Raw genomic sequence first — 24,246 nt, 5'->3', positions numbered from 1 at the left:
ACACCCTGACCGGCGCGGTCCAACAAAATCTTGCTCTGCTGCATCGCGATATTGCATAAGCGATGCAGCCTGCGGAGGAACAATGATGGCTGACGACGCACCGCTCTGGATCCCGACGCAAGAGCAGATCGACGCGGCGCCGATGACCGCCTTCATGAACGCCGCGGCCAGCATGGCCGGCGAGTCTTTCTCCTCCTATGCCGACCTGCATCGCTGGTCGATCGATGACCGCGAGACCTTCTGGAGCCTGGTCTGGGACTTTTGTGGCATCGTCGGCGACAAGGGCGAACGCGTGCTCATCGATGGCGACAAGATGCCCGGCGCGACCTTCTTCCCTGATGCGAAGCTGAACTTCGCCGAGAATCTCCTCAAGAAAACCGGGCTTGGCGACGCAATCGTTTTTCGCGGCGAGGACAAGGCCGAGCGGCGGCTGTCCTGGAACGAGCTGCATGCGCTGACCTCGCGCCTGCAGCAGCTTTTCCTGTCGCTCAAGGTGAAGAAGGGCGACCGCATCGCCGCGATGATGCCGAACATGCCGGAGACCGTTGCTGCGATGCTGGCGGCCGCCTCGATCGGCGCCGTCTGGTCGTCCTGCTCCCCAGATTTTGGTGAGCAGGGCGTTCTCGACCGGTTCGGCCAGATCGAGCCGGTCATATTCATCGCGCCGGACGGCTACTGGTACAATGGCAAGGCGATCGAAGTCGCCGACAAGGTCGCGGCCGTGGCGGGCAAGCTCGCCACCGTCCGCAAGATCCTCATTGTCGACTATCTCGGCACCTCGCTCGACGTCGCCGCGACCATCGGCAAGGCGGCCGCGCTGGAAGAGGCGCTGTCACGCTTTGCCGCCAGGTCTGTCGCCTACGAAAGGCTGCCCTTTTCGCATCCACTGTACATCCTGTTTTCGTCCGGCACGACTGGCATCCCCAAATGCATTGTCCATTCGGCCGGCGGAACGCTGATCCAGCACGTCAAGGAAGAACGGCTGCATGCCGGCCTGCTCGACGGCGACCGCTTCTTCTACTTCACCACCTGCGGCTGGATGATGTGGAACTGGCTGGTGTCGGGCTTGGCGTCGGGTGCCACCTTGCTGCTCTACGACGGCTCGCCCTTCTACCGGGACGGCAATACGCTGTTCGATTTCGCCGATGCCGAGAAGATGACGTATTTCGGCACCTCGGCCAAATTCATAGATTCCGTGCGCAAGGCCGGCCTCAAGCCGATCCGCACGCATGATCTTTCCAGCGTGCGCACCATTTCCTCGACCGGCTCGCCGCTATCGCCGGAAGATTTCCGCTTCGTCTACGAAGGCATCAAGAAGGACGTGCATCTGGCTTCGATTTCCGGCGGCACCGATATCGTCTCCTGCTTCGTGCTCGGCGTGCCGATCGAACCGGTATGGACCGGCGAGATCCAGGGGCCCGGGCTCGGTCTTGCCGTCGATGTCTGGGACGATGACGGCCGGCCGCTCCGCCAGGAGAAGGGCGAGCTCGTCTGCACCAAGGCGTTTCCCGCGATGCCGCTCGGCTTCTGGAACGACCCTGACGGAAGGAAATACCGAGCCGCCTATTTCGAACGTTTCGACAATGTCTGGTGCCACGGCGATTTCGCCGAATGGACCGCCCATGGCGGCCTGATCATTCATGGCCGTTCCGACGCCACGCTCAATCCGGGCGGTGTCAGGATCGGCACGGCGGAGATCTACAATCAGGTCGAGCAGATGCCGGAAATCCTCGAAGCACTATGCATCGGCCAGGATTTCGACAATGACGTTCGCGTCGTACTGTTCGTGCGGCTGACGGCAGGCGTCGAGCTCGATGCCGAGCTGGAAAAACGCATCCGCGCGAAAATCCGCATCGGGGCGAGCCCGCGCCACGTGCCGGCCAAGATCGTCGCCGTCAGCGATATTCCGCACACCAAATCGGGCAAGATCACCGAGCTCGCGGTACGCGACATGGTGCATGGCCGCGCCATCAAGAACAAGGAAGCGCTCGCCAATCCCGAAGCGCTCGAGCTGTTCCGCGACCTGCCGCAGCTTGCCGACTGACCGGGATGCAAGGCGGGAGCCGTTTTGAGGTCTCCGGTATCGTTAACAAATTATCTCTTCGGAATTTACCTAGATTTCATGAGTGGTACACATTGGTAAATTTTCCGGCGTGGCGGTAAGGATTTGTTAAGGCCCGGCATCGATAGTCGTGCGTAACTTGAGGGAGAAATCCCGTTCCTCTTAGCCCCAGAGGATCTGATTCGCTCAAGCCCCGTTGTGACAGCAATTCCAATTTCTCAAGGCGTCCTGTTGGACGCCTTTTTCTTTGCGCAACCATAGCTAACCGGCGAGCACACGGGTCGAGGGAAAGGCGACTTCGACCAGGGTTCCCTCGCCGGGCGTCGAGTTGATGGTGAACCGGGCCCGGTTCGCTTCGACCATCGCCTTGGTCAGCGGCAACCCAAGACCGGTGCCGTCGCCGCGGCCGCGCTTCAGCGCATTGATCTGCTTGAACGGCTTCAGCGCCTGCTCGATCTCGGACGGGCTCATGCCGATGCCGGTATCGCGCACGCGCATGACGACATCGCCGGAGAGCTCGTAGGCCGTCGACACGATCACCTGGCCGCCGGCCTGCGTGTAGCGGACGGCGTTCGACAGGATGTTGAGCGCGATCTGCCGAACGCTGCGCAGATCGGCCACCACTTCCGGCAGCCGGGAGGCGAAGCTGGAGCGGATGATGACGCGTTCCCGGTTGGCTTGCGGCTGCATCATCGCCACGGTTTCGGCCAGCGTGTCGTTAAGCGACACCGCCTCGTAGGCCATCTCCTGCTGGCCTGCCTCGATTTTCGAAATGTCGAGCAGGTCGTTGACCAGATCGAGCACGTGGTTGCCCGAACGGTTGATGTCGCGCAGATAGTCGCGATAGCGGTCATTGGCCACCGGCCCGAATTTCTCGTCCACCATCAGCTCGGAAAAGCCGATGATAGCGTTGAGCGGCGTGCGGATCTCGTGGCTGATGCGGGCCAGAAAATCGGTCTTCTGCGACGAGGCGCGCTCGGCGACCGCGCGCGCCTGGGTCAAGTCCTCTTCGGCCCGCTTCCACTGGGTGATATCGCGCACCACCGCGCAGAAGCCGCTGTCGTTGGGCAGCCTGCCGATGGTCATGAACAGCGGAATGAAACGCCCCTGCGCCTCGCGCCCGATCACCTCGCGGCCATCGTTCATCACGCTTGCAACGCCGGGCTCCGACAACCCCTCGAGATAGTCACGCGCCGCGCGCTGGCTTTCGATCGCAAACAGCGAGACGAACGGCTTGCCGGTCACCTCGTCGCTGTCGAAGCCGAATAGCGCTTCCGCCGGACGGCTAATTGAACGGATCGTTCCGTTACGGCCGATCAGCACGACGCCGTCGGTGGCGGTGTCGATGATGGTGCGCATTTCGGCAATGCGCGCCTTGAGCTCGGAAACATCCGGCTGCGTTTGGTCGTCGGCAGCGCCATGCGGAATGGCTGCTGCTTCGTCGTCGCCGGAACGGCGTACGACCAGCATCAGCGCCTTGCCGTTCCCCCACGGGACGGAACGCAAAATTGCGTCGATCGGAAACTCCTGACCGTCGCGCGTCTTCAGCCGCAATGCGCGGTCGCCGCCCTCCGAACTGCCGTCGTCGGCATAAGGGTCGGCAAACAGCGCGCCGAGCCCGCCGGCCTCGTCCAGGGCGTTGAGCGTCGCATAGCCTGTCAAGCCGAGGAATTCGTCGTTCGCGTAGTGCAGTTGATCGCCGGAATGGATAAGCACCGGCACCGGCAGCTTGCCGAGGATCGAGGTATCCGGCCCCTTGTTGTCCGCTCCGGCAAACGCCGACGGCACGAAGCCGCCGAGTTTGAGCGGTGGTGCCTGCGGCCGCTCGACGGGCGGCACCTGGCCGGCAGCGTCGGCTGCGCTGTCCTCGGACCAATCCTCGCTGTCCTCGGCGTCACGGAAATCTTCGGCCGTCATGCTATCGTCGTCGCCATCCCGCGGCGCTTCGGCGACGATCGTTCGACCGTCCGTGCTGGGCTCGTCGCCTTCCTGCGCTTCATCGCTGGGTTCGCGGTTGGCATAGTCGAGCAGCGATCCGGAAACAGGGCGAGTGACGGGTTCGCCGGCTTGCGCCTCTGCTACAGCCTCATATGGCTGCTCGCCGTCGAGCCGGGCGAGGTCCTTCTGGTCCTCGGCATCGGCCTCGGGCGGTTCGGCGGCAGCCGCCCCGCTTTCCGGACCTGGTTCCGGCATCTCACCCTTGTCCGTCGGGCCGGCTTCTTTCAGCTTTGGCTCGTCGGCATTGCCGGCAGCCTCGACTTTCTCAGCCGGCTTCTGCTTTCCGGCGCTGGGCTGTTCTTCGGCCGGGGTGCTGTCCTTCTTGAGACGCTCGCCAATCTCGCGAAACGCGCTGCGTTCCAGCGTCGACAGGCCCTTGTCGTTGGCCGGCTGCCGGTGCTCGGCCAGCCGGATCACCTTGTCGGCAAAGCGCCGCTCGGGCTTTGGCACGATGGTCAACGCCGGCACTTCGCCCCTGAACGGATCGGCGGGTTTCGGTGTCGCCGGGGCAGGTTCGACGGCTTCCGGCCCGACGCTCGCGGCGGGCTTTTCCTCGGCGACAAGGGCCATGCCGACGGCATCCGGATCGACCACCGCATCGCCGCTCCTGGCGACACCGAAACCGCGAAAACCTTCGAAAACCCGGCTGCGGCTGTAAACCGGGAGCGCCGCCAGATCGACGGGTATCTTCAGATCGGTGCCGGCGACCGGCCACAGCACGGAGCGCCCGGACCAGGTGTCGCGCCGTTCGAGCAGGCCGGCAATCTCGCCAGAAGCATCAAGGCCATAGGCGGCCGAAACATCCTCGAAGCGGCGGCCGATCACGTCGGCGGCAGGCCTGCCGACAAGCTCGGCAAATTCCGGCGACAGGGCGCTGAACCGGCCCTCCGCGTCGGTACGCCAGACGAAACGCATGGGCGCGGCGGTGCGATCGATCGCCGAAGCGCGGCGTTCGGCCGGGGAGGCGGCTTTGGTGGCTTTTGCGGCGCTTTCCGGCGAAGTATCCGCGCCGGCCTGCGAAGCGTCCGGGCTGTTCTCGGCTTTGCCGGACGCAGCTGCCCCGGGCGGGACCTGCGCGTCGTCGCCGGCATTGAAGTACCAATGATCATGCTGCGTCGGCGTTTCGCCAACCGTGTGTTGATTGTCAGCCGCGTCGACAGCTTCGTGCTCCGCCGATGCTGAGGTGCCTTCCATCGCTGCAAGGTTGATCTCCGCCGCGCCCATCCTGGCGATTGGCGGCTCGTTGTCTTGGCCCGTCGGCTGGGGAAGATCGCCACCGCTCGGTGCCGCTGCTGCTTCGCTGCCGGTTTCCCCCCCGGCGCGCTCGCCATCAGGGGCCCCGCCGTCGAGCCGGTCCTCGTCGATCACCACCAGCAGATGCCGCTCGTCCGTCAGCCGGGCAAGGCCCGCCGGATAGGAGCTGGATCCACCCGGGACCAGGCGCTTGACGATGCGGTCGCTCTCGTTCGCCACGTCGGCGACAAGCGCGGCCAGCGTCTCAGGCCGGATGCCGAGTGCCGAAAAGCCGTCCGATGCGGCGTCGATATTGCCCTTGGCGTCGACAAAGGCGATGTAGTGGCCGTCTTCCGTAAAACCACCGATGGCGCGATCGGCGATCTCGGCCGCACTGCGCGAGCCGGTCTGCGCCGCCGGCAGCGCCAGCATGATTGCTTCCTCTCCATCGGGCATGGTCACTGCGCTGGCCAGGAAGCCGACCGCGCGGCTGGTCAGGCCGGTCGCCAGCCGAACCGTGATGGCACGGTCGCGGCCGATCTGCGGAAAACCGCTGGTTGCCATGATCTGGCGCCTGGCGATCAGCGGCAAACCTGCCGAGGCGCCGATGATCGCGCCGATGTCGGGATAGCCGAATACCGCTGCGCCGGGGCCGTTGGCCCAGATCACCTGCTCGAGATCTGCCGACAGAATAGCGATCGCGTCGCCTGCGGCGAAGCGCAGGCGGACCGCGTCGAGCACGGCGACATCGAGGAAGGAGTAGTTTTCAGCCGGCATGCGTTTGGCGACCCTCACAGAGCGGGCAATTTGCGGTTAACGCTTTGTTAATAAAAGCCGACGGCGCGAAGGTCCACAAGTCATAGCGTGCAACCAATGGAATCTCTAGGCGCGTGGTTAACGCCACGAACAAATAATATATGGTGCGATGCAACAAACATGTTGCAATGCACAAAAATTGCCTTTATATTGCCATGATACATGAACGAGACGGCTTTTCGTCAAAGCCGCTGCCGCTGAAAAGGATGGAAAATGTCCAGGACCAAGACCGCTGAAACGATCGAAAACGTTGAATTCCCGAGCTTCGACGCTTCCAAGGCCACTGACCAGATCCGCGCTTTCGCCGAAAAGGGCGTCGAGCAGTCGAAAGAGGCCTATGCCAAGCTGAAGACCGGGGCCGAGGAGACCCAGAAGGCTCTGGAGTCGACCTACGAGACCGCCAAGTCCGTTTCCAGCGACCTGTCGCTCAAGACCATCGCCGCCCTGCGCGCCAATGCCGAAGCCGGCTTCTCGCATTTCGAAGCGCTGATCGGCGCCAAGTCGCTGTCGGAAGTCGTCGAGTTGCAGACCGCTTTCCTGCGCAAGCGCGTCGAAATGACCGTCGAGCAGGCCAAGGACTTCCAGGCGGTTGCTGCCAAGGCGGCCGAGGACGTATCCAAGCCGATCAAGACCGCCTTCGAGAAGGCCGTGAAAGAAATCAAGATCGCCTAATATTTGCACATAGTCTAACGATGCATCAAAAGGTCGCATTTCGTCAGACAAATAGATGTGCGATATAGTGGTTTAAGTGAATACCCGGCGAGTGGAACCTCCTCCCTCTGCTCACCGGGGTAACCAGCCAGCACCTCCTCCCGCTGGCTCGTAACAGGAAAAGGCCGGCACCTCCTCCCGCCGGCCTTTTCTTTGTCCGGCGGAAAATGACGCGATGCCGGAGCGAGCTTTTGCCTTGCCAAAAGCCTTGAATTAAACTCCGATAGCCCGTATGGACGCATCGCCGAACGACAGAGCGGGTCCCGAACGTTTCATCTCGATCCCGCTCTGGCAAACGTGCCGTTGTAGCTCAGATGGTTAGAGCGCCGGATTGTGGATCCGGAGGTCGCTGGTTCGATCCCAGCCAACGGTACCATCACCTTTCAGCTACACTTCTGACCGGCAAAATACTGCCAAAGCGGTCTTATGACCGGTCGCCTCACCGACGGGCCCGCGCCTGACGCGCGCCGCGCAGGTGGTCCACGAGGGCTCTCAGCTTCGGCGCGACATTCCGTCGGCTGGGGAAATAGAGATAGAAACCAGCAAACGGCGGGAAATAGCCGTCGAGGATTGGTACAAGCTCGCCGCGGTCGATCCAGGGGCGGAATGTATCCGCCATGCCGAACGTGATCCCGGCGCCTGCAACGGCCAGCCGGATCATCAGCCACATGTCGTTGGTCGTGATCTCGGGCGCAACCGCCACGTCGAATTCGCGCCCGTCCTCGCCAAACTCCCACCGATAGGGCGAAACTCCCGGCGCCGGCCGCCAGCCGATACAGCGATGAGCCACAAGCTCGCGCGGATGGGCGGGTGCTCCGAACTTTTCGAGATAGCGCGGGGCGCAGACGGCCATCTGCCGCTGATCGCCCGATACCGGCACGGCGATCATGTCCTGCTCAATCACTTCGCCGAGCCTGACTCCGGCATCATAGCCTTCGGCAACGATGTCGAATTCCTCGTCTGTCACCACGATGTCCAGATGCACCTCGGGAAACGTTTCTGCAAAGGACGCCAGCAACGGTCCTGACAGAAAGGTCTCTGCGATAGACGAAACCGCGATCCGCAGGCGGCCGCGCGGGCGGTCCAGAAACTCCGTGGTGGCTTCGACTGCCGCGTTCACGTCGGCGATCGCCGGTGCGACGCTCGCCAACAGGCGCTCGCCCGCTTCGGTCAGGTTGACGCTGCGTGTCGTGCGCTGCAGCAATGCGATGCCCAGACGCTGTTCAAGCCTGAGGATGCTCTGGCTGACCGCTGAGCGCGTCACGCCCAACCGGTCCGCCGCAGCGCGAAAATTGCGTTCCTCGGCCACCGTGACGAAGACGGCAATTGCATTGAGATCGATGTCCATTGGTTAGCAAGACTTATCTTAGAGGTTAACAATGGGCGGCTTATCGCGACAATGCCCTGGCTCTATCTCTGTCGCAACGGCAAGAAGGCTTGATCCTCCCGATCCAAGCCGAAGCCGACCGATAAGGAGATATCCGATGACATCACTCCCTTCCTCCTGGGACCTGGATGGAAAAGTCGCCCTCGTGACCGGCGCGGCACGCGGCATCGGTCGCTGCACGGCGGAGCTGCTGCGTGCGCGCGGTGCCCGGATCGTGGCAAGCGATCTCAGCGACACCGTACGCGAATTGGAAGCCGAGGACGTGGCAACCCTGGTCGGCGACGTCGCCGACGAGGATCTGGCCCGACGCTCGGTCGAGCTCGCGGCGAAGCGCTTCGGACGCCTTGACATCGTCGTGAACAATGCCGGTCGCACGCTCAACAAACGTCTGACGGAGACCTCGGTCGACGACTACGACCGCATTCTGCAGATCAACGCGCGCGGCAGCTTCGTCACCGCCCGTGCCGCTGTGGAACTGATGGCCGCCGGTGGTGGCGGCGCGATCGTCAATGTCTCATCGATCTCGGCCGTCGCGGCCTTCGAGACGCAGGCGGCCTATGCCTCCTCCAAGGCGGCTGTCGCACAGCTGACCAAGGTAATCGCGATCGAATATGGGCGAATGGGCATTCGCTGCAACGCCGTTGCCCCTGGCGTGATCGAAACCGACATCATGGAAGGTGTGGTGGACAATGGCCGGGAGATGCTGCGCAGCTTCGGCAACGCGCATCCAATCGGCCGGATCGGCCAGCCGCAAGAAGTTGCCGAGGCCATCGCCTTTCTTGCCTCGCCGGCATCCAGCTTCATCACCGGGGCGTTGCTTCTGGTCGATGGCGGCTACACCGCCCAGTGATCCCCTATAAAGCCGGCGCGCCGCGGGAGCTCATCCGCACGCCATCCCTTCACATCGTGAAATAATCACAAAACCAAAAGGATCGTCTACGATGACCATGAACAAAGTTGTTCTGATCACCGGTGCCTCCAGCGGCATCGGTGCTGGCATCGCCCGCGAACTTGGCGCGGCAGGTGCAAAGCTGATGCTCGGCGCGCGGCGCACCGACCGCCTTGAAGCGCTTGCGGCAGAAATCGAGGCGGCTGGTGGGACGGTTCGCGTGCGAGCGCTCGACGTCACCAAGAGGGCGGACGTCGCGGCATTCGCCGATGCCGCGCGGGCCGAATGGGGCCAGGTCGATGTCATCGTCAACAATGCCGGCGTCATGCCGCTGTCGGCCATGGCAGCCATGAAGGTCGACGAGTGGGAGCTGATGGTGGACGTCAACGTCAAGGGTGTTCTGTACGGCATCGCGGCGGTGCTCCCTGAGATGACGGCACGTGGCTCCGGGCATATCATCAATATCGGTTCCATTGGCGCACTGGCCGTCTCGCCGATGGCTGCCGTCTATTGCGCAACGAAATACGCTGTCCGCGCGATTTCCGATGGGCTCCGCCAGGAGAGTGACGATATCCGGGTAACCTGCATTCATCCCGGCGTGGTGGAAAGCGAGCTGGCGAACACGATCTCCGACGAAGCCGCTGCCGCCGCCATGAAAACCTGGCGTGCTATTGCCCTGCAACCCGATGCCATCGCCAGGGCAGTGCGCTACGCAATCGAACAGCCCGACGATGTCGACGTCAACGAGATCGTCGTTCGTCCGGCGAAGGCGGCGCATTGATGCCATCCACTTTGACCGCGGTGCTTACGGGTATTGCCCTTGCTGTAGCTCCAACCGGCCTGACCCTTCCTTCAACTCCAATTGCAGAGGAACCAATGACGCACCACAATCATCCTTACGTCGGACTTTGGGTCACCGAGGATCGCCATATCAGGCACGAACTCCTGCCGAACGGCCGTTATGACGAAGCGCGCGGTGACCGCGAGAGCGCCTATCAGGGACGCTACGAAGTGCAGGGCAACCACATAGAATACTGGGACGATACGGGCTTCACCGCGGATGGTGAGTTCGTCGAAGGCGTCCTCAATCATGCCGGCATGATCCTTTACCGCCAGCGATAGAGAGCCACCCTGAGACAAGCACTTCAGGGTTCCACAAGACGCTATTGCATGCCTTGCATGAGGCGCTCGGCAGCTTGCACTGCAAGGCCGGTCACACCACATCTCTCCCAGCAAGCGCGGCGGAAAGAAGCAGGACCGCGAGCGGAGTCGACATTGCAAATGGTTGTCACTATATAGCGGCGGCTTTGACGGCTCGCCTTTTACGTCGTGCCAGCGAGAGCGCGGTAAATGTGCTAGCTATTGTGACATCTATTGTGATCTAAAACGGCTTGAAAACCGAAAAAAAGCAAATAGAATCAATAGCGCGGGTCGAACGAGTTTCCTCGAGAGAATCAGTCCTCAAAAACCAGAACGTGCTCCTTGAACCCTCCATTCCCTTCGGCTCTGTGGACCTCGGACAAGTTCGGCTTGCCGGGCGAAGCAGACTCGGCTCGAATGGCAGCACGCATCTTTTCGAAGATGCCGACGTTTATGATTACCAATCGGCATAGCCGCTAGGGAAACAGCAGTATGAGTGAACACGCGATCGAGTTCTTGCGCGGGTGGATTGGCGAAAAAGTCCACTGCCAGCCCTCGCCAGCCAGAATCGAGAAGCAGGCCGAGACCCTCGCCAGGGAATGCGCGGCCAAGGCTGCCGAAGCCGGCATACCCCTGGAGGATATTCAGGAAGAGGTCGGCGACATTCAGGAGCTCATTGCTTCGAGGCTCGAAGAGGCGGCCGAGGCCGAGCAGGACGAAAAGAATTCGAACAAGCCCGCCGAGTAATATGCTTAGGAACAGGATGCGACAGTGGCTTGTCGAGATCGAAGTTCCTGGCGCCAGCTATTTGAAGCACAGCATACACCATTAATTGCTTGCTGGGTGAAGCTAGCGGGTTTTCAGCCCAGGAACGCGTTAATGTCGTAATTTCCAATGGTCTTTGCGAGGTCTTGCGGCGAACAGCCAAGCTTGTTTTTCAGTGTCTTATCTGAGCCAGCTGAGAGAAGGAGCTTGATCAACTCGCCACGGCCCCGTGATTCAAACACGGCACGCCACAGGGGCGTGTTTCCATGAATGTCTTGGGAAGAAACATCTGCGCCGCCCTTGACTAGAAGTTCCGCCACCTCGAGCCGATATTCGCGAGCAGCAAAGTGCAGCGGTGTTTCCAGATTCTTGTCCTGCACATTCACCTTCGCTCCACGCTCGATCAGTGCAGCGACGATTGCGGTCTCGCCATCTTTTGACGCATAAAACAACGGCGTCCGGCCTTCGCGATCTAACGCATCGACATCTTTCCCCTCTGAGATGGCCTGGATGACTTCAGCCGAGCTATGTCTCATCACCGCCTTGTGCACGGGTGCGGGACCATCTGGGTTGCTCATACTATGGCTCCGATTGGGCGATGAGTCTTCCAATTGATATTTTTTGGGGTCGTTTATTCGTCGTTGAGCTGCTTTGGGTTAATTCTTCGCGGCTTCCAGGGCCATTCCGTGCCGAAGACGGCGAAGACCGCGAAAGCTTAACCAAGATCTGCAGTGTGATGCGCCCCGAATCTACCTTCGAGCCACCCTTTCGGCAATGCCGGCACGAAATTGCCGTCGCGCCCTGGCGACCAAAGCATTGAGGATTGCTTCCTCCACGCTCTGGATGACGGCGTCGAAGAACGGGTTGATGTCGGCATCCGGTATGTAACCGGCGCTGGCCAATTTGCCGGCCGCGCCGCGCGCCGCGTCGGCATTGGCCGTGCTGAACGCCAGAAAAATATCGCCGGACGAATTGTATCCATAGCCGCCGGTCAGCGCGACGCCGAGGGGCACGCGTTTCGCCAGCCGTTTCAACTGGTGCGGCATGAATGGCGCATCGGTGGCGACGATCGCGATGATCGAGCTCTTTTCGGCTCGCGGCGTGTTGTCCCGGATCGCCGGTTCGGCGAGTTCCGCTCCGGCCCTGATGCCACCGATGACGAGGTTTCGCCTTGCACCGAAATTCGACTGGACGAAGCAGCCGATCGTGAAACGCTCTCCGTTCCAGTCGACGCTGCGCGACGATGTGCCGGACCCTGCCTTGAAGCCGAAGGTGATCATGCCTGTGCCGCCGCCGACGCTGCCCTCTTCGATCGGCCCGCTTTCAGCCGTATCGAGCGCGGAAAACACGTGCTCGAAGCTCAGATGATGGCCGTTGATGTCGTTGAGAAAGCCGTCATAAGTCTCGCCCGCCACCGGCAGCGCCCAGGCGCTGTCGAGCGCGTGCGGCAGCACCGTCTGCATCCAGCGCAACGTTGCGTCGCGGCTGACGCCGCAGGAATGCGTGTTGGTGATGGTGATGGGAAGATTGAACGCTCCGAGTTCCTCTATCAGATGCGAACCGGTCAGCTCGCCATTGCCATTGGCGCTGAACACGCCGGCGAACACCGGGACGGCCAACTCGTCTCTGGGCCTTGGCAGGATCGCGGTCACGCCGGTGCGTACCGGACCCTTGCCGACAACGAGCGGCCCGTCCCCTGAGATCAGCGTCGTATAGCCGACCGTCACGCCGGGCACATCGGTGATCGCATTGAAGCGGCCTGGGGTGCCTTCGAATGGGATATCGAGGGCGCGTGCACGCAGTTTGCCCGAGGGCGTCGTAAGATGCGGATCGGTCATTTCTTCCTCAGAAAAGCGCCTTGGTCTTCCTCAGAAAAGCGAGCCTTGGCTGCCCGGCGCCTTGAGCTTGGCTGCCGACTTGGCAATCGCCTTCGGCCGCGCCGTGCCACTGATGGCGACTGCATCGGCGGTGCCGTCGGCGAACTCCAGCGAAAGCGCCATTCCCGACACGACCTCCGCCGAACGCTTGACCACCGCGCCGTCCGCATCCTTGACCAGTGCGAAGCCTCGCGCCAGCACGGCCTTGTGCGACAGCGTCGCCAGCAATCGATCGGCCTGCGTCAGTTTTCCACGCAGACGGTCCAGCCGCCGCGAAATCGCCTGGTCCTGCCGCCGTGTCAGTGCCAGCAGGGCATCGCCTTGCAGTTTCTGCCGTCTGGCGATCGGCGCCGGTGACAGTCTGGCGGCCGTGCGCGAAAACCGTGCCCGACGCTCGCGCACGATGGCGAAGAACGCCGCTTGCGCTCGGGCGAGGTCGCGGCGGGTCAGTGTGCGGGCTTCGTTCATGCGCCGCGACAAGGTCGCCGGTGTCAGACGCTGGCCCAGAAGCCTGGCCCGCTTGCGCTCGACGCTGACCGACAGCGCCCGGCCGAGCCGGCTCGTCGCCTCGTCGAAGCGCCGCCGCGGCAGCGCCAGCAATTGGTCGGGCGAGGGCAGCGCCCGGGCGGCTGCGCGCGCCGCCTGCCGCTTGCGTTCGAAATTGCGCGACAGTGCGGTCTTCAACCGCGCGCCAAGGCCGGCAAGCGTCGCTTCGAGGTCGACTTTGACCGGCACGGCGATCTCGGCGGCGCCTGTCGGCGTCGGCGCCCGCACATCCGCAGCCAGATCGATCAGCGTCCAGTCGGTCTCGTGGCCGACTGCCGAAATCACGGGAATGCTCGAAGCGGCGACGGCCCGGGCGAGCGCTTCGTCGTTGAAGCCCCACAGATCCTCCAGGCTGCCGCCGCCGCGCGCCACGATCAACAGATCGGGCCGCGCGATGGCGCCGTCCCAAGGCAGTGCATTGAAGCCGTTGACGGCAGCGGTCACTTCCGCGCCCGCCGTCTCGCCCTGCACCCGCACCGGCCAGACGAGCACGTGCAGCGGGAACCGGTCCTTGATGCGGTGGATAATATCGCGGATCACCGAACCTGTTGGCGAGGTGACCACGCCGATGACGCGCGGCATGAACGGCAGACGCCGCTTGCGGGCCGCGTCGAACAGCCCTTCGGCCTGCAGCCGGCGCTTGCGCTCGTCCAGCAGCGCCATCAGCGCACCGGCACCGGCCGGCTCGAGATTGTCGATGACGATCTGGTAGTTGGATTTTCCGGGATAGGTGGTGAGCCTGCCGGTGGCGATCACCTCCATGCCTTCCTCGGGACGGAATTTCAGCCGGCTCATCGTGGTCTTCCACACCACGGCATCGAGCCGCGCGCGATCGTCTTTCAGGCAGAAATAGGCATGGCCGGAGGAATGCGGTCCGCGATAGCCGGAAATCTCGCCGCGCACCCGTACATTGCCGAAGACGTCCTCGACCGTGCGCTTCAGCGCGCCGGAAATCTCGCTCACCGTATACTCGGTGGCGTTGGTGCGTGATTCGGGTGCTGCGTCGCTCATCGGCCGATTGGGGAACGGTTGTTGGCCGCCGTCAAGGCGGCCGTGTTCGATGTCGGCCCCAATCGCGCGATCACCAGCCCGGCAGGATCTGGTTCGGCTTCGTCCGTTTCATCTTGGCGAAGGCGAGGGCGGCGAAATCGAACGTGCCGGTCTCCTCGCCGAGCGGCACGGAAATATTGTCGAGGCTTTCCGAAATGTGGCGCGCAAGCGCGTCGACGATCTCCGGCCGCGAGGTCTGGCCGCGCATGATGCCGATGCGGCAATCGGGCAGGGCGCCGAAACCGTCGGCCTCGCCCAGCACCCGCATGCCGGGCCGCAGCGCGCATTCTGGCAGCACCGAGATCGCCAGGCCGGAAAGCACCGCCGCGGCGATGACGGTGGCAGAGAAGCTGGTGAACAGGATGCGATAGTCGCGGCTCTGCTGATCGAGCACGTCGGCGGCGGCCCGCCGCCAGATGCAGTTCGGCCGGCCGAAGGCCATCGGCAGGATCGGCTGCTCATGCGTCGCGTGGTTGGCCGAGGTAACCCACAGCAGCGGTTCGCGCCGCACCACTTCCGACTGGCCGCGCGCGTCATTGTGCGTCACCAGCGCCAGGTCGAGATTGCCGCGCTTGATGTGTTCGACCAGTCCCGGCGTCGGTTCGCAGATAACGGTCAGTTCGACATGCGGGTTGGAGCGGGCAAACCGCGCCATGATCTCTGGCAGGAAGCGATCGGCATAGTCATCCGGCGTGCCGATGCGGATGGTGCCTTCGAGCCGGCGGTCGTCGAAGGCGGCCAGTGTTTCCTTGTTGAGATAGAGCAGCCGCCTTGCGTAGGAGAGCAGTCTATCGCCTTCCTCGGTCAGCCTGTTGGTGCGGCCGTCTTTTTCGAACAGCGGCTTGCCGATCCGTTCCTCCAGCCGCCGCATCTGCATCGACACCGCCGACTGGGTGCGATGCACCGCTTCCGCCGCGCGGGTAAAGCTGCCGGTGTCGACAATCGAGATGAAGGTCTGCAACTGATCGAGATCGAGCGGCGCTTTCATTGGCCTAATCCATCATTGATGCTGATGCTAAAGATTAGAAACATTCGTTGGATTAATCAATCGGGCCATGGCAAATTCCGATTTGTCCACATGAACGCATGTGAATCGAAGCCGGAACGGCCGCTGTTGCCAGCGCCCGATCGACCGGTTTCGCCCGTTCGAATGTGAAGGAGACCGACATGGGTACGTTTGATTTCGCTACCGAGACCTCGCGCATCACCTCGCGTCCGGCCGTTGCGACGCGCGTGGCCAATGCCGCTGCCAATGTTTACCGCGCCTGGAAAAACCGCCGCGCCTTTTATCGCCTCGGCGAGATGTCGGATGCCGAGCTCGCCGACATCGGCCTGACCCGCGCCGACCTGCACGTCGCTGTCGGTGTACCCTTTGGCCGAGATCCGACAGAAAGGCTTCGCGTCATCGCCATCGAGCGCGCCGAAACGATCGAGGATCTTGCCCGCAAGGTGGTGTGATCGCACAAATTCGCGATTTTGGTCGCATTGAACCTCTTGAGGCACGACGCCACCAAGTTACGCAGGCTCCCCACTCCCTGCCGGATCCCCCCGGCCAGCCTGCGCGCTGCCCGGTCCTCCCAGGACCGGGCTTTCTTTTTTGGGCGGCACTGATGATTGCTTGCCGGTGTCTGGTCTAGCGCCGGCCCATGCCTTGCTTGAACTGGTCGAAGATCGACTCCATGCCTTTCTGGTAGTCGTCGCGCTGCTGGGCGCCTGTCTCGAACATTTTGCCGAACAGGTCGTCGAACGGATTTCTCGGCCTGCCGCTCGGATTGGCCTGCGGCTGCGGCGCCTGGGGTTGCTGCGGCGCCTGACGCGGCTGAGACTGTTGTGCGCCACCGCCGAACATGTCCTGCAGTACTTTGCCGAGCGGATTGTCACCATAAGGGTTCTGTGTCTGCTGGGGTTGGTTCTGCGGCTGCTGTGGCTGTGGTGCACCGCCGCCGAACATATCCTGCAGCACCTTGCCGAGCGGATTGTCACCATAAGGGTTCTGTGTCTGCTGCGGCTGGCTTTGGGGCTGCTGCCCGCCGCCGAATATATCCTGCAGCATCTTGCCGAGCGGGTTATCCGTGTGGCCTGCAGGCTGAGGGGCCGGTGCCTGGCTGCCGCCGCCCGCCTGCCGCATCATCTGCTCGATGAGTTCGCCGAGCGGATTGTCGCCACTGCCTGCCGCATGCATCTGTCCGCCTAGCTGGTTGGTGGTCTGCTTGAACAGCCCGCCCATCATCATCGAGGCGATTGCCGGCAGCATCTGCTGCAGCACCTGCTGGCTGACGCCGCTCGCCTGCGCGGCCTGGTTGGCAACGGCCCGCGACAGGTCCTTCGAGCCGAACAGATGGCCGAGAATGCCGTTGCCCTCATCGAGGCCCTGCGGCGAGAAGGCCCGGCTTGCATCCTCGAAATATTTAGCGTGCTGGCCGCTGGCCATCGCCGTCATGAAGGAGCCGAGCCCATAAGGGTCCGCCGTGTTGCGCTTGAGCCCCTGCGAAAAGGCCGGCAGCAGCGCCGCGACCGCCGCCTGCGTCTGCTGCTGCGACAGCCCGAACTGCTGGGCCAGCGCCTGCATGCCGTTGCCATTCTGGGCCTGTGCCAGAATATCGAACAAGGAAGGCATTGTTTTCTCCTCCGGGAAAATCCTCGTTGGAGAAGCCTAGTTCGTTTCCATCACTGATTGAAGCGAATTTGCCGGACCGTGGCTCATGCGGACAGGGAAGCGTTAATACGCGTATTCCATGAATACCGGCTCGATCGAGCCGCCCCAACGTGTGTGGTAGGCGGAGAGCATCTCCTCGGCGCTGGTCGTGCCGCGCGCGACGACCTCGTCCAGCGTGTTGAGGAACGAGGTCTCGTCGTAGCCGTCGCGGTTCTTGCGGCCACGGTTCTTCAGTCCCATGCGCGAGATGACGAGCACGTCGCGGGCGATCTCGCGCAACGTCGTGTTGCGGAAGGGCGCCGAAATGCCCTGTTGCGGCACCGCGTTGCGCATCGCCAGCACTTCTTCATAGCTCCAGCTCGAGGTCAGCGCCTCGGCCGCGTCGAGCGCTGCCGCGTCGTAGAGCAGCCCGACCCAGAAGGCCGGCAGCGCGCAGATGCGCCGCCACGGCCCGCCATCGGCGCCGCGCATTTCGAGAAAGCGCTTCAGCCGCACGTCCGGGAACAGGGTCGACAGATGGTTCGCCCAGTCGCCCATCGTCGGCAGCCCGTCCGGCAGTTCGTTACGGGCAGCGCCCGCCATGAACTGGCGGAAGGTGATGTGAGTCATGTCATGGTACTGGCCGTCGCGGATGACGAAATACATCGGCACGTCGAGCGCCCATTCGACATAATCGGCAAAGCCGAAATCGGGCGAGAAGCAGAATTCGAGGAGGCCGGAGCGCTGATTGTCGGTGTCGCGCCAGATCTCGCCGCGCCAGCTCTGCAAGCCGTTCGGCCGGCTTTCGGTGAAGGGCGAGTTGGCAAACAGCGCCGTCGACAGTGGCTGCAATTTCAGCGACACCTGCATCTTGCGGCGCATGTCGGCTTCGCTCTCGAAGTCGAGGTTCACCTGGATCGTGCAGGTCCGGTACATCATGTCGAGGCCCTTGGTGCCGACCTTGGGCATGTAGCGCGTCATGATCTCGTAGCGCGATTTCGGCATTTTCGGCGTCTCGGCCAGCGACCATTTCGGGCTGCCGCCAAGGCCGAGAAAACGAATGCCCATCGGTTCAGCGATCTCGCGCACCTGCGCCAGATGCGCATTGCCTTCGCGGCAGGTCTGGTGGATCGTCTCCAGCGGCGCGCCGGACAGCTCGAACTGGCCGCCTGGCTCCAGCGAGATCGCGCCCTGACCGGTCGGCTCGACCAGTCCGATGATGCGGCCGGCATCCATGATCGGGTCCCAGCCGAGTTTGTCCTGCATGCCTTCGAGGATGGCGCGGATGCCGCGCTCGCCGCCATAGGGCACCGGGGCATTGCCGTCGACATAGAACGGGAATTTCTCGTGCTCGGTGCCGATGCGCCATTTGTCGCGCGGCTTGTTGCCTTCGGCCAGGTGCTCGACGAGTTCGTCGACGCCTTCGATCGGCCGGAAATCGGTGGTATCGCGCGCCATAATAGCCCTCCGCACATGACCCCGAAAACCGGCTTCGATTTTCTGAAGGGATCAGGTGCCCAATCAAATGCTACAGCGTCCTTTGCGCGTCCGAAAGGACACGCGGCCACTGCCGGCGCTAGATGGACGAAATGTCAGTAGCCGATCAAGCGAAAAATCCTGAGCCAGAGGGTAACGGGAATTGATCACCAATCGCCGATTGTCGCCTGGATCAGCGCCAGTGCCGCCACCGCCGCCGTATCCGCTCGCAGGATGCGCGGCCCTAGCGGAATGGCGGTAACGAAGGGCAGCGCTCTCAGCATCCTGCGTTCCTCGTCGGAAAAGCCGCCCTCAGGCCCGACCAGCAGACCGAGCTTTCTCTCCCGCACCGCCTGCAATGCCGGCAGGGGATTGTTGGTTGATGCATCCTCGTCGCAGAAGATCAGCCGCCGCTCGCGGTCCCAACCCGCCAGCAGGCGCTCGAATTTTTCCGCTTCGCGCAGCTCCGGCACCGCCAATATGCCGCATTGCTCGGCCGCCTCGACGACATTGGCGCGCAGGCGCTCGATACCGGGTTTTGCCACTTGCGTGTGCTGGGTGATGACCGGCTGCAGGATGCCGGCGCCCATCTCCACCGCCTTTTGCACGAGGTAGTCGAGCCGCCCTTGCTTCAGCGGCGCGAAGCAATAGACGAGATCGGGCAGCGGCGGCTGCGGCCGCTGCAGCTTCATCACCTTCAGGCGCAACGCCTTCTTCGACTTCGCGGCGATCGCCGCCGACCATTCGCCGTCGCGCCCGTTGAAGACCAGAATTTCGGCGCCTTCGCCGAGCCGCAGCACATGCGAGAGATAATGGCTCTGCTGCTGGCCGACGTCGAACTCGATATCCGGTCCAAGTTCGTCCGGCACGAATAGCCGCTGCATCTTGTAATTGGCGCGCATCGCCGAGGAATGGGCGAGGCCGTCGCCGGCGTCAAGCCTCCGCGCTGGCGTACCAGACAGGTCTGTAGCCACGCTTCAGCACGGAAACAGTTGTCGCCGGCGTGAGCATGCCGATTGGACCGTCGGCAAAATCGCCGAATCCCACCGGATCGCCATAGCCGCCGAAACTCCAGGGCAGCGCGGCGCCGTCAAACAGGGCGTACGCCCTGTTTCCTGACGAGATCATCGTGCCGTCCGGCAAGTCCGCAAGCGCCTCCGGTTTCAGTCGCGGCGCCCGCCCGCCCGATGCCAGGCGCTCCTTGTGCAGGCGCTTGTCGAGCTGCGGCGCGCGTGGCTCGGCAAGGCCGAAGGCATCGCCGAAGCGCTGGACAAAATCCCTGGCCCGCTCGCGCCGGCAGAAGAAGCACGGCCGGTGCCCGGCGGCAAGTGCCGTCACCTCGTCGAGGAAAAACAGCTCGGTCCAGCCGGCCTTGCCGCCCAATTGGTCGTCGCTTTGCCGGTTGCGCCCCATCGGCTGGCGCCGCACGTCGCCGTATTCGCAGACACAGATGATCCAGGCTTGCAGCGCCCAGCGCTTCTTCAACAGCGTTCTCGTCTCGGGGTCGTGAATGATGCCGCGATTGCCCATGAACAGGCCGCGCTCCGGCACGGCATGGATGGCGCCGAACGGGTCGACCCGGTTTTGCAGTGGCATAGGCGTTCCCTGTTGGCTGCAATGCTGACGCCATGATATCGCTCGCTGCATCAATTTCATGTCAGCAGGTTTCGATGCGGGTCTTGGTCGTCCAGAACTTCGACAATGAGGGCCTTGGCCAGATCGGCGCGGCGCTTGTCGAGGCGGGCGCCGATATCGACCTGCGCCGGCCGTATCGCGGCGACGCGCTGCCGCAAGATAGCGGCTGGCATGACGCCATGGTGGTGCTCGGCGGCGCCCAGAATGCGCTCGACGACGAGCTCTGCCCGTATTTCCCGGGCCTGCTCGATCTGACGCGCAACTTTGCCGACAGGGATCGCGCGGTGCTCGGCATCTGCCTTGGCAGCCAGTTGGTCGCGCGCGCCTTTGGCGGCGAGAACCAGATAGGCGGCGCCTCGGAGTTCGGCTGGCACGAGGTCGCGCTCACCGCGGCGGCGCAGGCCGATCCGGTGCTCGCCGCCTTGCCCGAAAAATTCCCGATCTTCCAATGGCACGACGACACCTTTCTCTTGCCCGAGACTGCCGTGCGGCTGGCCGGCAATGCCGTCGCCGAGAACCAGGCGTTCCGCATCGGCCGCGCCATCTACGGCTTCCAGTTCCATTTCGAGGCCGACAGTCCGATGGTGCGCGACTGGAGCACCTCCTTCGCACCGCTGATCGCCGAGCGGCATCCCGATTGGGCCGTCCGGCTCGACGATGAAATGGCCCGCAACGGACCGCAAGCCGATGCCGCCGGCCTGGCCATCGCCCGCGCTTGGGTGGCGACCATCTGACGGCTCATACAGCCAACGTATTTGGCGACGTTGCATATTTGGCACGCGGCGGCAAATCCGCCGGGGATAACGCGTTTCATCCTTGGCCTGTGTCAGTCCGCCAGCCTAAAAGGCGCCCGCTCTGCATCTTGCGTGCAACCGCGATGAACCTTTGCTGTGACCCGCGCGACACACCGCCGATACAGAACATGCCTAGAAGCGCGAAACCGTCAGACATTTGCGACGTATTTCGCGTTTCAACGCATTGGTAACCCGCTCGTGCATAGATGCAGAAAGCTCAACAAGAGATGACGTCCGTGAAAGCAGCCTTTTTGTCCTTTGCCATGTTGTCGGCCATCGTCTTGTGCGGCCTCGGCATTTATTCCGCCGACGCGGCCAACGACCACAATGCCGTTGACGGCTACGGCGTCACCGCCGCGCTTCGCTAGCCTCTCTGCTCATAATCCCACGCCTTACCTACGCCCGCTCACCCGTCACTGTCAGGATATGCTTGTCAGCGCCGTCCACGACGAGCGCGGTGAGGTTTCCCGACTGCCAGGCGAGGGTGTCGACATTGACGCGGTTGCCGGTGATCTCGGGCTTGGCCACCGGCGTATGACCGTGCACCACGATCTTCGGATGAAGACCGGTGTGGTCGTGGAAGACCTCGCGGATCCAGATCAGGTCCTGCCGGCTCTGGCTTTCCAGCGCAATGCCGGGCCGGATGCCGGCATGGCAGAAGAAGAAATCGCCGAACGTTACTGAAAAGGGCAGCGAGCGCAGGAACTCGACATGGTTCTGCGGCACGGCCTCGATCAGCGCGGGGTGCCCTTGCCGCAATGCCGCATCGGCGCGGCCAAACCAGGCGCTGCTCCCACCGAGCGACACGCCATAGGATAGCGCCGTCTGGATGCCGCCATAGCGCATGAACAGGCCGTCCGGGTCGGGGACATCGAGAAAATCGAGGAAGCCGAGATCATGATTTCCGGCCAGCATCAGGTGACGTGGATCGCGTTTTTGCGCGTCGATCAGGAAATCGATGACGCCTTTGGAGTCCGGACCCCGGTCGACATAGTCGCCGAGATGGATCACGCGCCAATCGGCAATGGGCTTCCTCTCCAACTCGCTCTCGATCCGGCGGTGCATGGCGGTCAGCAGGTCAAGCCGACCGTGCACATCGCCGATCGCATAGAGGCGCATACCTTCCGGTCCGCGCGCTTCGAAAAAATTGATGCCGGGCTCCGTCAATGCCTGCGTCGCCTCCGTGGTCATGCCGTCACGGGACTTTAGCGCCGGAGCTGATCCTTGCCCATGTCGGTGACCAGACGCTTTCCGCACAGTGCCAGCGTTATGTCCATCTCCTTGCGGATGATTTCCAGCGCCTTGGTAACCCCTTCCTTGCCGAGTGCGCCGAGGCCGTACAGGAAAGGCCGTCCGATATAGGTGCCCTTGGCGCCGAGGCACAATGCTTTGAGCACGTCCTGGCCGGAACGGATGCCGCCGTCCATGTGCACCTCGATCGTGTCGCCGACGGCGTCGGCGATCTCTTCCAGCGCCATGATCGACGACGAGGCGCCGTCGAGCTGGCGGCCGCCATGGTTGGAAACGATGATCGCGTCGGCGCCCGTCCTGGCCGCCATCAGCGCGTCTTCCTTGTCGAGTATGCCTTTCAGGATCAGCTTGCCGCCCCAGCGCTCCTTGATCCAGGCGACGTCCTTCCACGACAGATGCGGATCGAACTGCTCCTTCGTCCACGACGACAGCGAGGCGAGGTCGCCGACGCCCTTGGCATGGCCGACGATGTTGCGGAAGCTCCGGCGCTTGGTGCCGGCCATGCCGACGCACCAGCGCGGCCTTGTCGCCATCTGCCAGATGTGCTTCGGCGTCATCCGCGGCGGCGCCGAAAGCCCGTTGCGAATATCCTTGTGGCGCTGACCAAGGATCTGCAGGTCGAGCGTCAGCACCAGTGCCGAACATTTCGCCGCTTTTGCGCGGTCGATCAAATCGAAGACGAAGTCCTTGTCGCGCAGCACATAGAGCTGGAACCAGAACGGCTTCCTGGTCACCGACGCGACATCCTCGATCGAGCAGATGCTCATTGTCGACAGCGTGAACGGCACACCGAATTCCTCCGCCGCCTGCGCGGCCAGCATCTCGCCGTCCGGGTGCTGCATGCCGGTCATGCCGGTCGGCGCCAGCGCCACCGGCATCGTCACTTTCTCGCCGATCATGGTCGATTCCAGCGAGCGGTTGTCCATGTCGACAAGCACGCGCTGGCGGAACTTGATCTTCTGGAAATCCTCTTCGTTGGCGCGGTAGGTGCTTTCGGTCCAGGCGCCGGAATCGGCGTAGTCGAAGAACATCTTCGGCACGCGGCGGCGCGCCAGGTCCTTGAGGTCGGCGATGGTGAGAATGCTGCTCATGGATCTTTTCCGCTGGTTCTTCGCTGGTTCGTCGTCGTTGGATTTTCTGGGCGGGGCCTACGGCTGTTTTCTTGCCGCCTCACCGGCACCGGGCTCGGAACGTTGCCTGAGCCTCAGCCGCGACACGCGCTGCCAGTCGCCGCTGCGCTCGGCCTCGGCCATCGATCGTTCGACGTAGGAGATGTGGTCCATCGCCGCCTGCCGCGCCGCAGCCGGATCGCCGGCCTTGACCGCCGCATAGATTGCCCGGTGCTGCGAAAGCAGCGCCTCGCGCGCGCCCGGCACGTTGAACACCAGCCGCCGGTTCTGGAACACGCCTTCCGACAGCAGCCGATAACAGGAGCGCAGCGTGTGCAGCAGGATGATGTTGTGCGCGCATTCGCAGATCGCGTGATGGAACTCGATGTCGATTTCCGCCTCGTCGTCGAAATTGGCGGTCCGGTGCGCCTCGTCCATGCGCGCCATGATGCGGTCGAGCAGCGCCAGATCGTCCGATGTGGCACGCCGCGCCGCATATTCGGCAGCCACCGCCTCGATCTCGCGGCGGTACTCCAGATAGTCGGTCACCGCCTTGCGATGCATCGAGATCAGGTCGGTCACCGGCTTGGTGAACAGCTGGCCGATGACATCGGCGACATGGGTGCCGCCGCCTGGCCGTGTCGTCAACAGCCCGCGCCCTTCCAAGGCTTTCAAGGCATCGCGCAGGATCGGCCGCGACACCTCGAACTGGCGCGCCAGCTCGCGCTCGCCCGGCAGCCGGTCGCCGGTGCGCAGCACGCCTTCGAGGATCAGGCTCTCGATCTGCTGCACCACCTCGTCGGCGGTGCGCGAATGCTCGATCCGGGAGAAAATGTCGCTCAAACGGGGTGCCTGGGGGTTGAACCGAAGTC

21 protein-coding genes, 1 tRNA gene and 1 pseudogene are annotated in these 24,246 nt (G+C 63.1%); 10 read left to right on the top strand and 13 right to left on the bottom strand.

All coding sequences use genetic code 11. The annotated features are described in order from the left end of the window. Positions 1-85 precede the first annotated feature (85 nt). Positions 86-2,044, top strand: coding sequence for an acetoacetate--CoA ligase (locus NKH50_RS16055; RefSeq protein WP_352879759.1), 1,959 nt, complete (start codon positions 86-88; stop codon positions 2,042-2,044). A gap of 279 nt (positions 2,045-2,323) precedes the next feature. Here the strand turns inward: NKH50_RS16055 and NKH50_RS16050 are convergent, their stop codons facing one another. Then, positions 2,324-6,070: a PAS domain S-box protein gene (locus NKH50_RS16050; protein WP_352739974.1), complete on the bottom strand. Its 3,747-nt coding sequence runs from the start codon at positions 6,068-6,070 to the stop codon at positions 2,324-2,326. A gap of 252 nt (positions 6,071-6,322) precedes the next feature. Here NKH50_RS16050 and NKH50_RS16045 point away from each other — a divergent pair, with 252 nt between their 5' ends. Beyond that, complete coding sequence (locus NKH50_RS16045; protein WP_254819298.1) at positions 6,323-6,781, top strand: phasin; 459 nt, start codon at positions 6,323-6,325, stop codon at positions 6,779-6,781. Positions 6,782-7,119: 338 nt separating this feature from the next. Then, a tRNA-His gene (locus NKH50_RS16040) sits at positions 7,120-7,196 on the top strand. Positions 7,197-7,259: 63 nt separating this feature from the next. On the opposite strand, the gene NKH50_RS16035 is transcribed toward NKH50_RS16040, so the two are convergent. Next, positions 7,260-8,168: a LysR family transcriptional regulator gene (locus NKH50_RS16035; protein WP_352644190.1), complete on the bottom strand. Its 909-nt coding sequence runs from the start codon at positions 8,166-8,168 to the stop codon at positions 7,260-7,262. A gap of 136 nt (positions 8,169-8,304) precedes the next feature. Between NKH50_RS16035 and NKH50_RS16030 the strand changes: the two genes are divergently transcribed. The 4 genes from NKH50_RS16030 (at position 8,305) to NKH50_RS16015 (ending at position 10,983) form a co-directional block, all read left to right on the top strand. Beyond that, a complete protein-coding gene (locus tag NKH50_RS16030; RefSeq protein ID WP_352778337.1) occupies positions 8,305-9,057 on the top strand; it encodes an SDR family NAD(P)-dependent oxidoreductase in 753 nt (250 codons plus the stop codon). 91 nt (positions 9,058-9,148) lie between these two features. Next, complete coding sequence (locus NKH50_RS16025) at positions 9,149-9,877, top strand: SDR family oxidoreductase (RefSeq protein ID WP_352702126.1); 729 nt, start codon at positions 9,149-9,151, stop codon at positions 9,875-9,877. Continuing rightward, the gene (locus NKH50_RS16020; RefSeq protein ID WP_352702124.1) at positions 9,877-10,218 is read left to right on the top strand and encodes an Atu4866 domain-containing protein; all 342 of its coding nucleotides are present in this window, start codon (positions 9,877-9,879) and stop codon (positions 10,216-10,218) included. The genes NKH50_RS16025 and NKH50_RS16020 overlap by 1 nt, the downstream gene beginning before the upstream one ends. A 510-nt stretch (positions 10,219-10,728) precedes the next feature. Then, positions 10,729-10,983 (top strand): hypothetical protein, encoded by a 255-nt coding sequence (locus NKH50_RS16015; protein WP_352475839.1) that lies wholly within the window; start codon positions 10,729-10,731, stop codon positions 10,981-10,983. Positions 10,984-11,096: 113 nt separating this feature from the next. Here NKH50_RS16015 and NKH50_RS16010 read toward each other — a convergent pair whose 3' ends face one another. From NKH50_RS16010 to NKH50_RS15995, 4 genes and pseudogenes are all read right to left on the bottom strand, one after another. Next, positions 11,097-11,579, bottom strand: a complete 483-nt coding sequence (locus NKH50_RS16010) for an ankyrin repeat domain-containing protein (protein ID WP_352475838.1) — start codon at positions 11,577-11,579, stop codon at positions 11,097-11,099. 137 nt (positions 11,580-11,716) lie between these two features. Then, positions 11,717-12,839, bottom strand: a pseudogene (locus NKH50_RS16005) (DmpA family aminopeptidase). A 30-nt stretch (positions 12,840-12,869) separates the two neighbouring features. Then, positions 12,870-14,435: an exodeoxyribonuclease VII large subunit gene (xseA, locus tag NKH50_RS16000; RefSeq protein ID WP_352822378.1), complete on the bottom strand. Its 1,566-nt coding sequence runs from the start codon at positions 14,433-14,435 to the stop codon at positions 12,870-12,872. Between the two features lie 70 nt (positions 14,436-14,505). Further along, entirely contained in the window at positions 14,506-15,462 is a 957-nt protein-coding gene (locus tag NKH50_RS15995; protein WP_023680469.1) for a LysR substrate-binding domain-containing protein, read from the bottom strand. 179 nt (positions 15,463-15,641) lie between these two features. Here NKH50_RS15995 and NKH50_RS15990 point away from each other — a divergent pair, with 179 nt between their 5' ends. Further along, positions 15,642-15,932 (top strand): DUF1127 domain-containing protein, encoded by a 291-nt coding sequence (locus NKH50_RS15990; protein ID WP_352879755.1) that lies wholly within the window; start codon positions 15,642-15,644, stop codon positions 15,930-15,932. Between the two features lie 175 nt (positions 15,933-16,107). On the opposite strand, the gene NKH50_RS15985 is transcribed toward NKH50_RS15990, so the two are convergent. The 4 genes from NKH50_RS15985 to NKH50_RS15970 all read right to left on the bottom strand — a co-directional run bounded on the left by NKH50_RS15985 (position 16,108) and on the right by NKH50_RS15970 (position 20,181). After that, positions 16,108-17,091, bottom strand: a complete 984-nt coding sequence (locus NKH50_RS15985) for a DUF937 domain-containing protein (protein WP_352879753.1) — start codon at positions 17,089-17,091, stop codon at positions 16,108-16,110. A 102-nt stretch (positions 17,092-17,193) separates the two neighbouring features. Continuing rightward, a complete protein-coding gene (locus tag NKH50_RS15980; protein WP_352879751.1) occupies positions 17,194-18,567 on the bottom strand; it encodes a glutamate--cysteine ligase in 1,374 nt (457 codons plus the stop codon). 185 nt (positions 18,568-18,752) lie between these two features. Beyond that, positions 18,753-19,487 (bottom strand): 16S rRNA (uracil(1498)-N(3))-methyltransferase, encoded by a 735-nt coding sequence (locus NKH50_RS15975; RefSeq protein WP_352506914.1) that lies wholly within the window; start codon positions 19,485-19,487, stop codon positions 18,753-18,755. Positions 19,488-19,518: 31 nt separating this feature from the next. Further along, a complete protein-coding gene (locus NKH50_RS15970) occupies positions 19,519-20,181 on the bottom strand; it encodes a hypothetical protein (protein ID WP_352506900.1) in 663 nt (220 codons plus the stop codon). Positions 20,182-20,255: 74 nt separating this feature from the next. On the opposite strand from NKH50_RS15970, the gene NKH50_RS15965 reads away from it, so the two are divergent. Next, positions 20,256-20,954: a type 1 glutamine amidotransferase gene (locus NKH50_RS15965; RefSeq protein ID WP_352506899.1), complete on the top strand. Its 699-nt coding sequence runs from the start codon at positions 20,256-20,258 to the stop codon at positions 20,952-20,954. Positions 20,955-21,241: 287 nt separating this feature from the next. Next, a complete protein-coding gene (locus NKH50_RS15960) occupies positions 21,242-21,382 on the top strand; it encodes a hypothetical protein (RefSeq protein WP_352748062.1) in 141 nt (46 codons plus the stop codon). A 28-nt stretch (positions 21,383-21,410) separates the two neighbouring features. On the opposite strand, the gene NKH50_RS15955 is transcribed toward NKH50_RS15960, so the two are convergent. Genes NKH50_RS15955 through NKH50_RS15945 form a run of 3 tightly spaced genes read right to left on the bottom strand, consistent with a single transcriptional unit; the run spans position 21,411 to position 24,217 of the window. Further along, on the bottom strand, positions 21,411-22,181 hold the full coding sequence (locus NKH50_RS15955; RefSeq protein ID WP_352879844.1) for a metallophosphoesterase: 771 nt from the start codon (positions 22,179-22,181) through the stop codon (positions 21,411-21,413). A 38-nt stretch (positions 22,182-22,219) separates the two neighbouring features. Further along, complete coding sequence (locus NKH50_RS15950) at positions 22,220-23,356, bottom strand: alpha-hydroxy acid oxidase (RefSeq protein ID WP_254819311.1); 1,137 nt, start codon at positions 23,354-23,356, stop codon at positions 22,220-22,222. A 57-nt stretch (positions 23,357-23,413) separates the two neighbouring features. Next, a complete protein-coding gene (locus NKH50_RS15945; RefSeq protein WP_352879749.1) occupies positions 23,414-24,217 on the bottom strand; it encodes a FadR/GntR family transcriptional regulator in 804 nt (267 codons plus the stop codon). Positions 24,218-24,246: the final 29 nt, after the last annotated feature.

Source organism: Mesorhizobium sp. M1027 (assembly GCF_040318745.1).
Classification (GTDB): Bacteria; Pseudomonadota; Alphaproteobacteria; order Rhizobiales; family Rhizobiaceae; genus Mesorhizobium.
The sequence above is the reverse complement of the archived record's forward strand: the minus strand, read 5'-3'. Positions and strand labels throughout refer to the sequence as shown.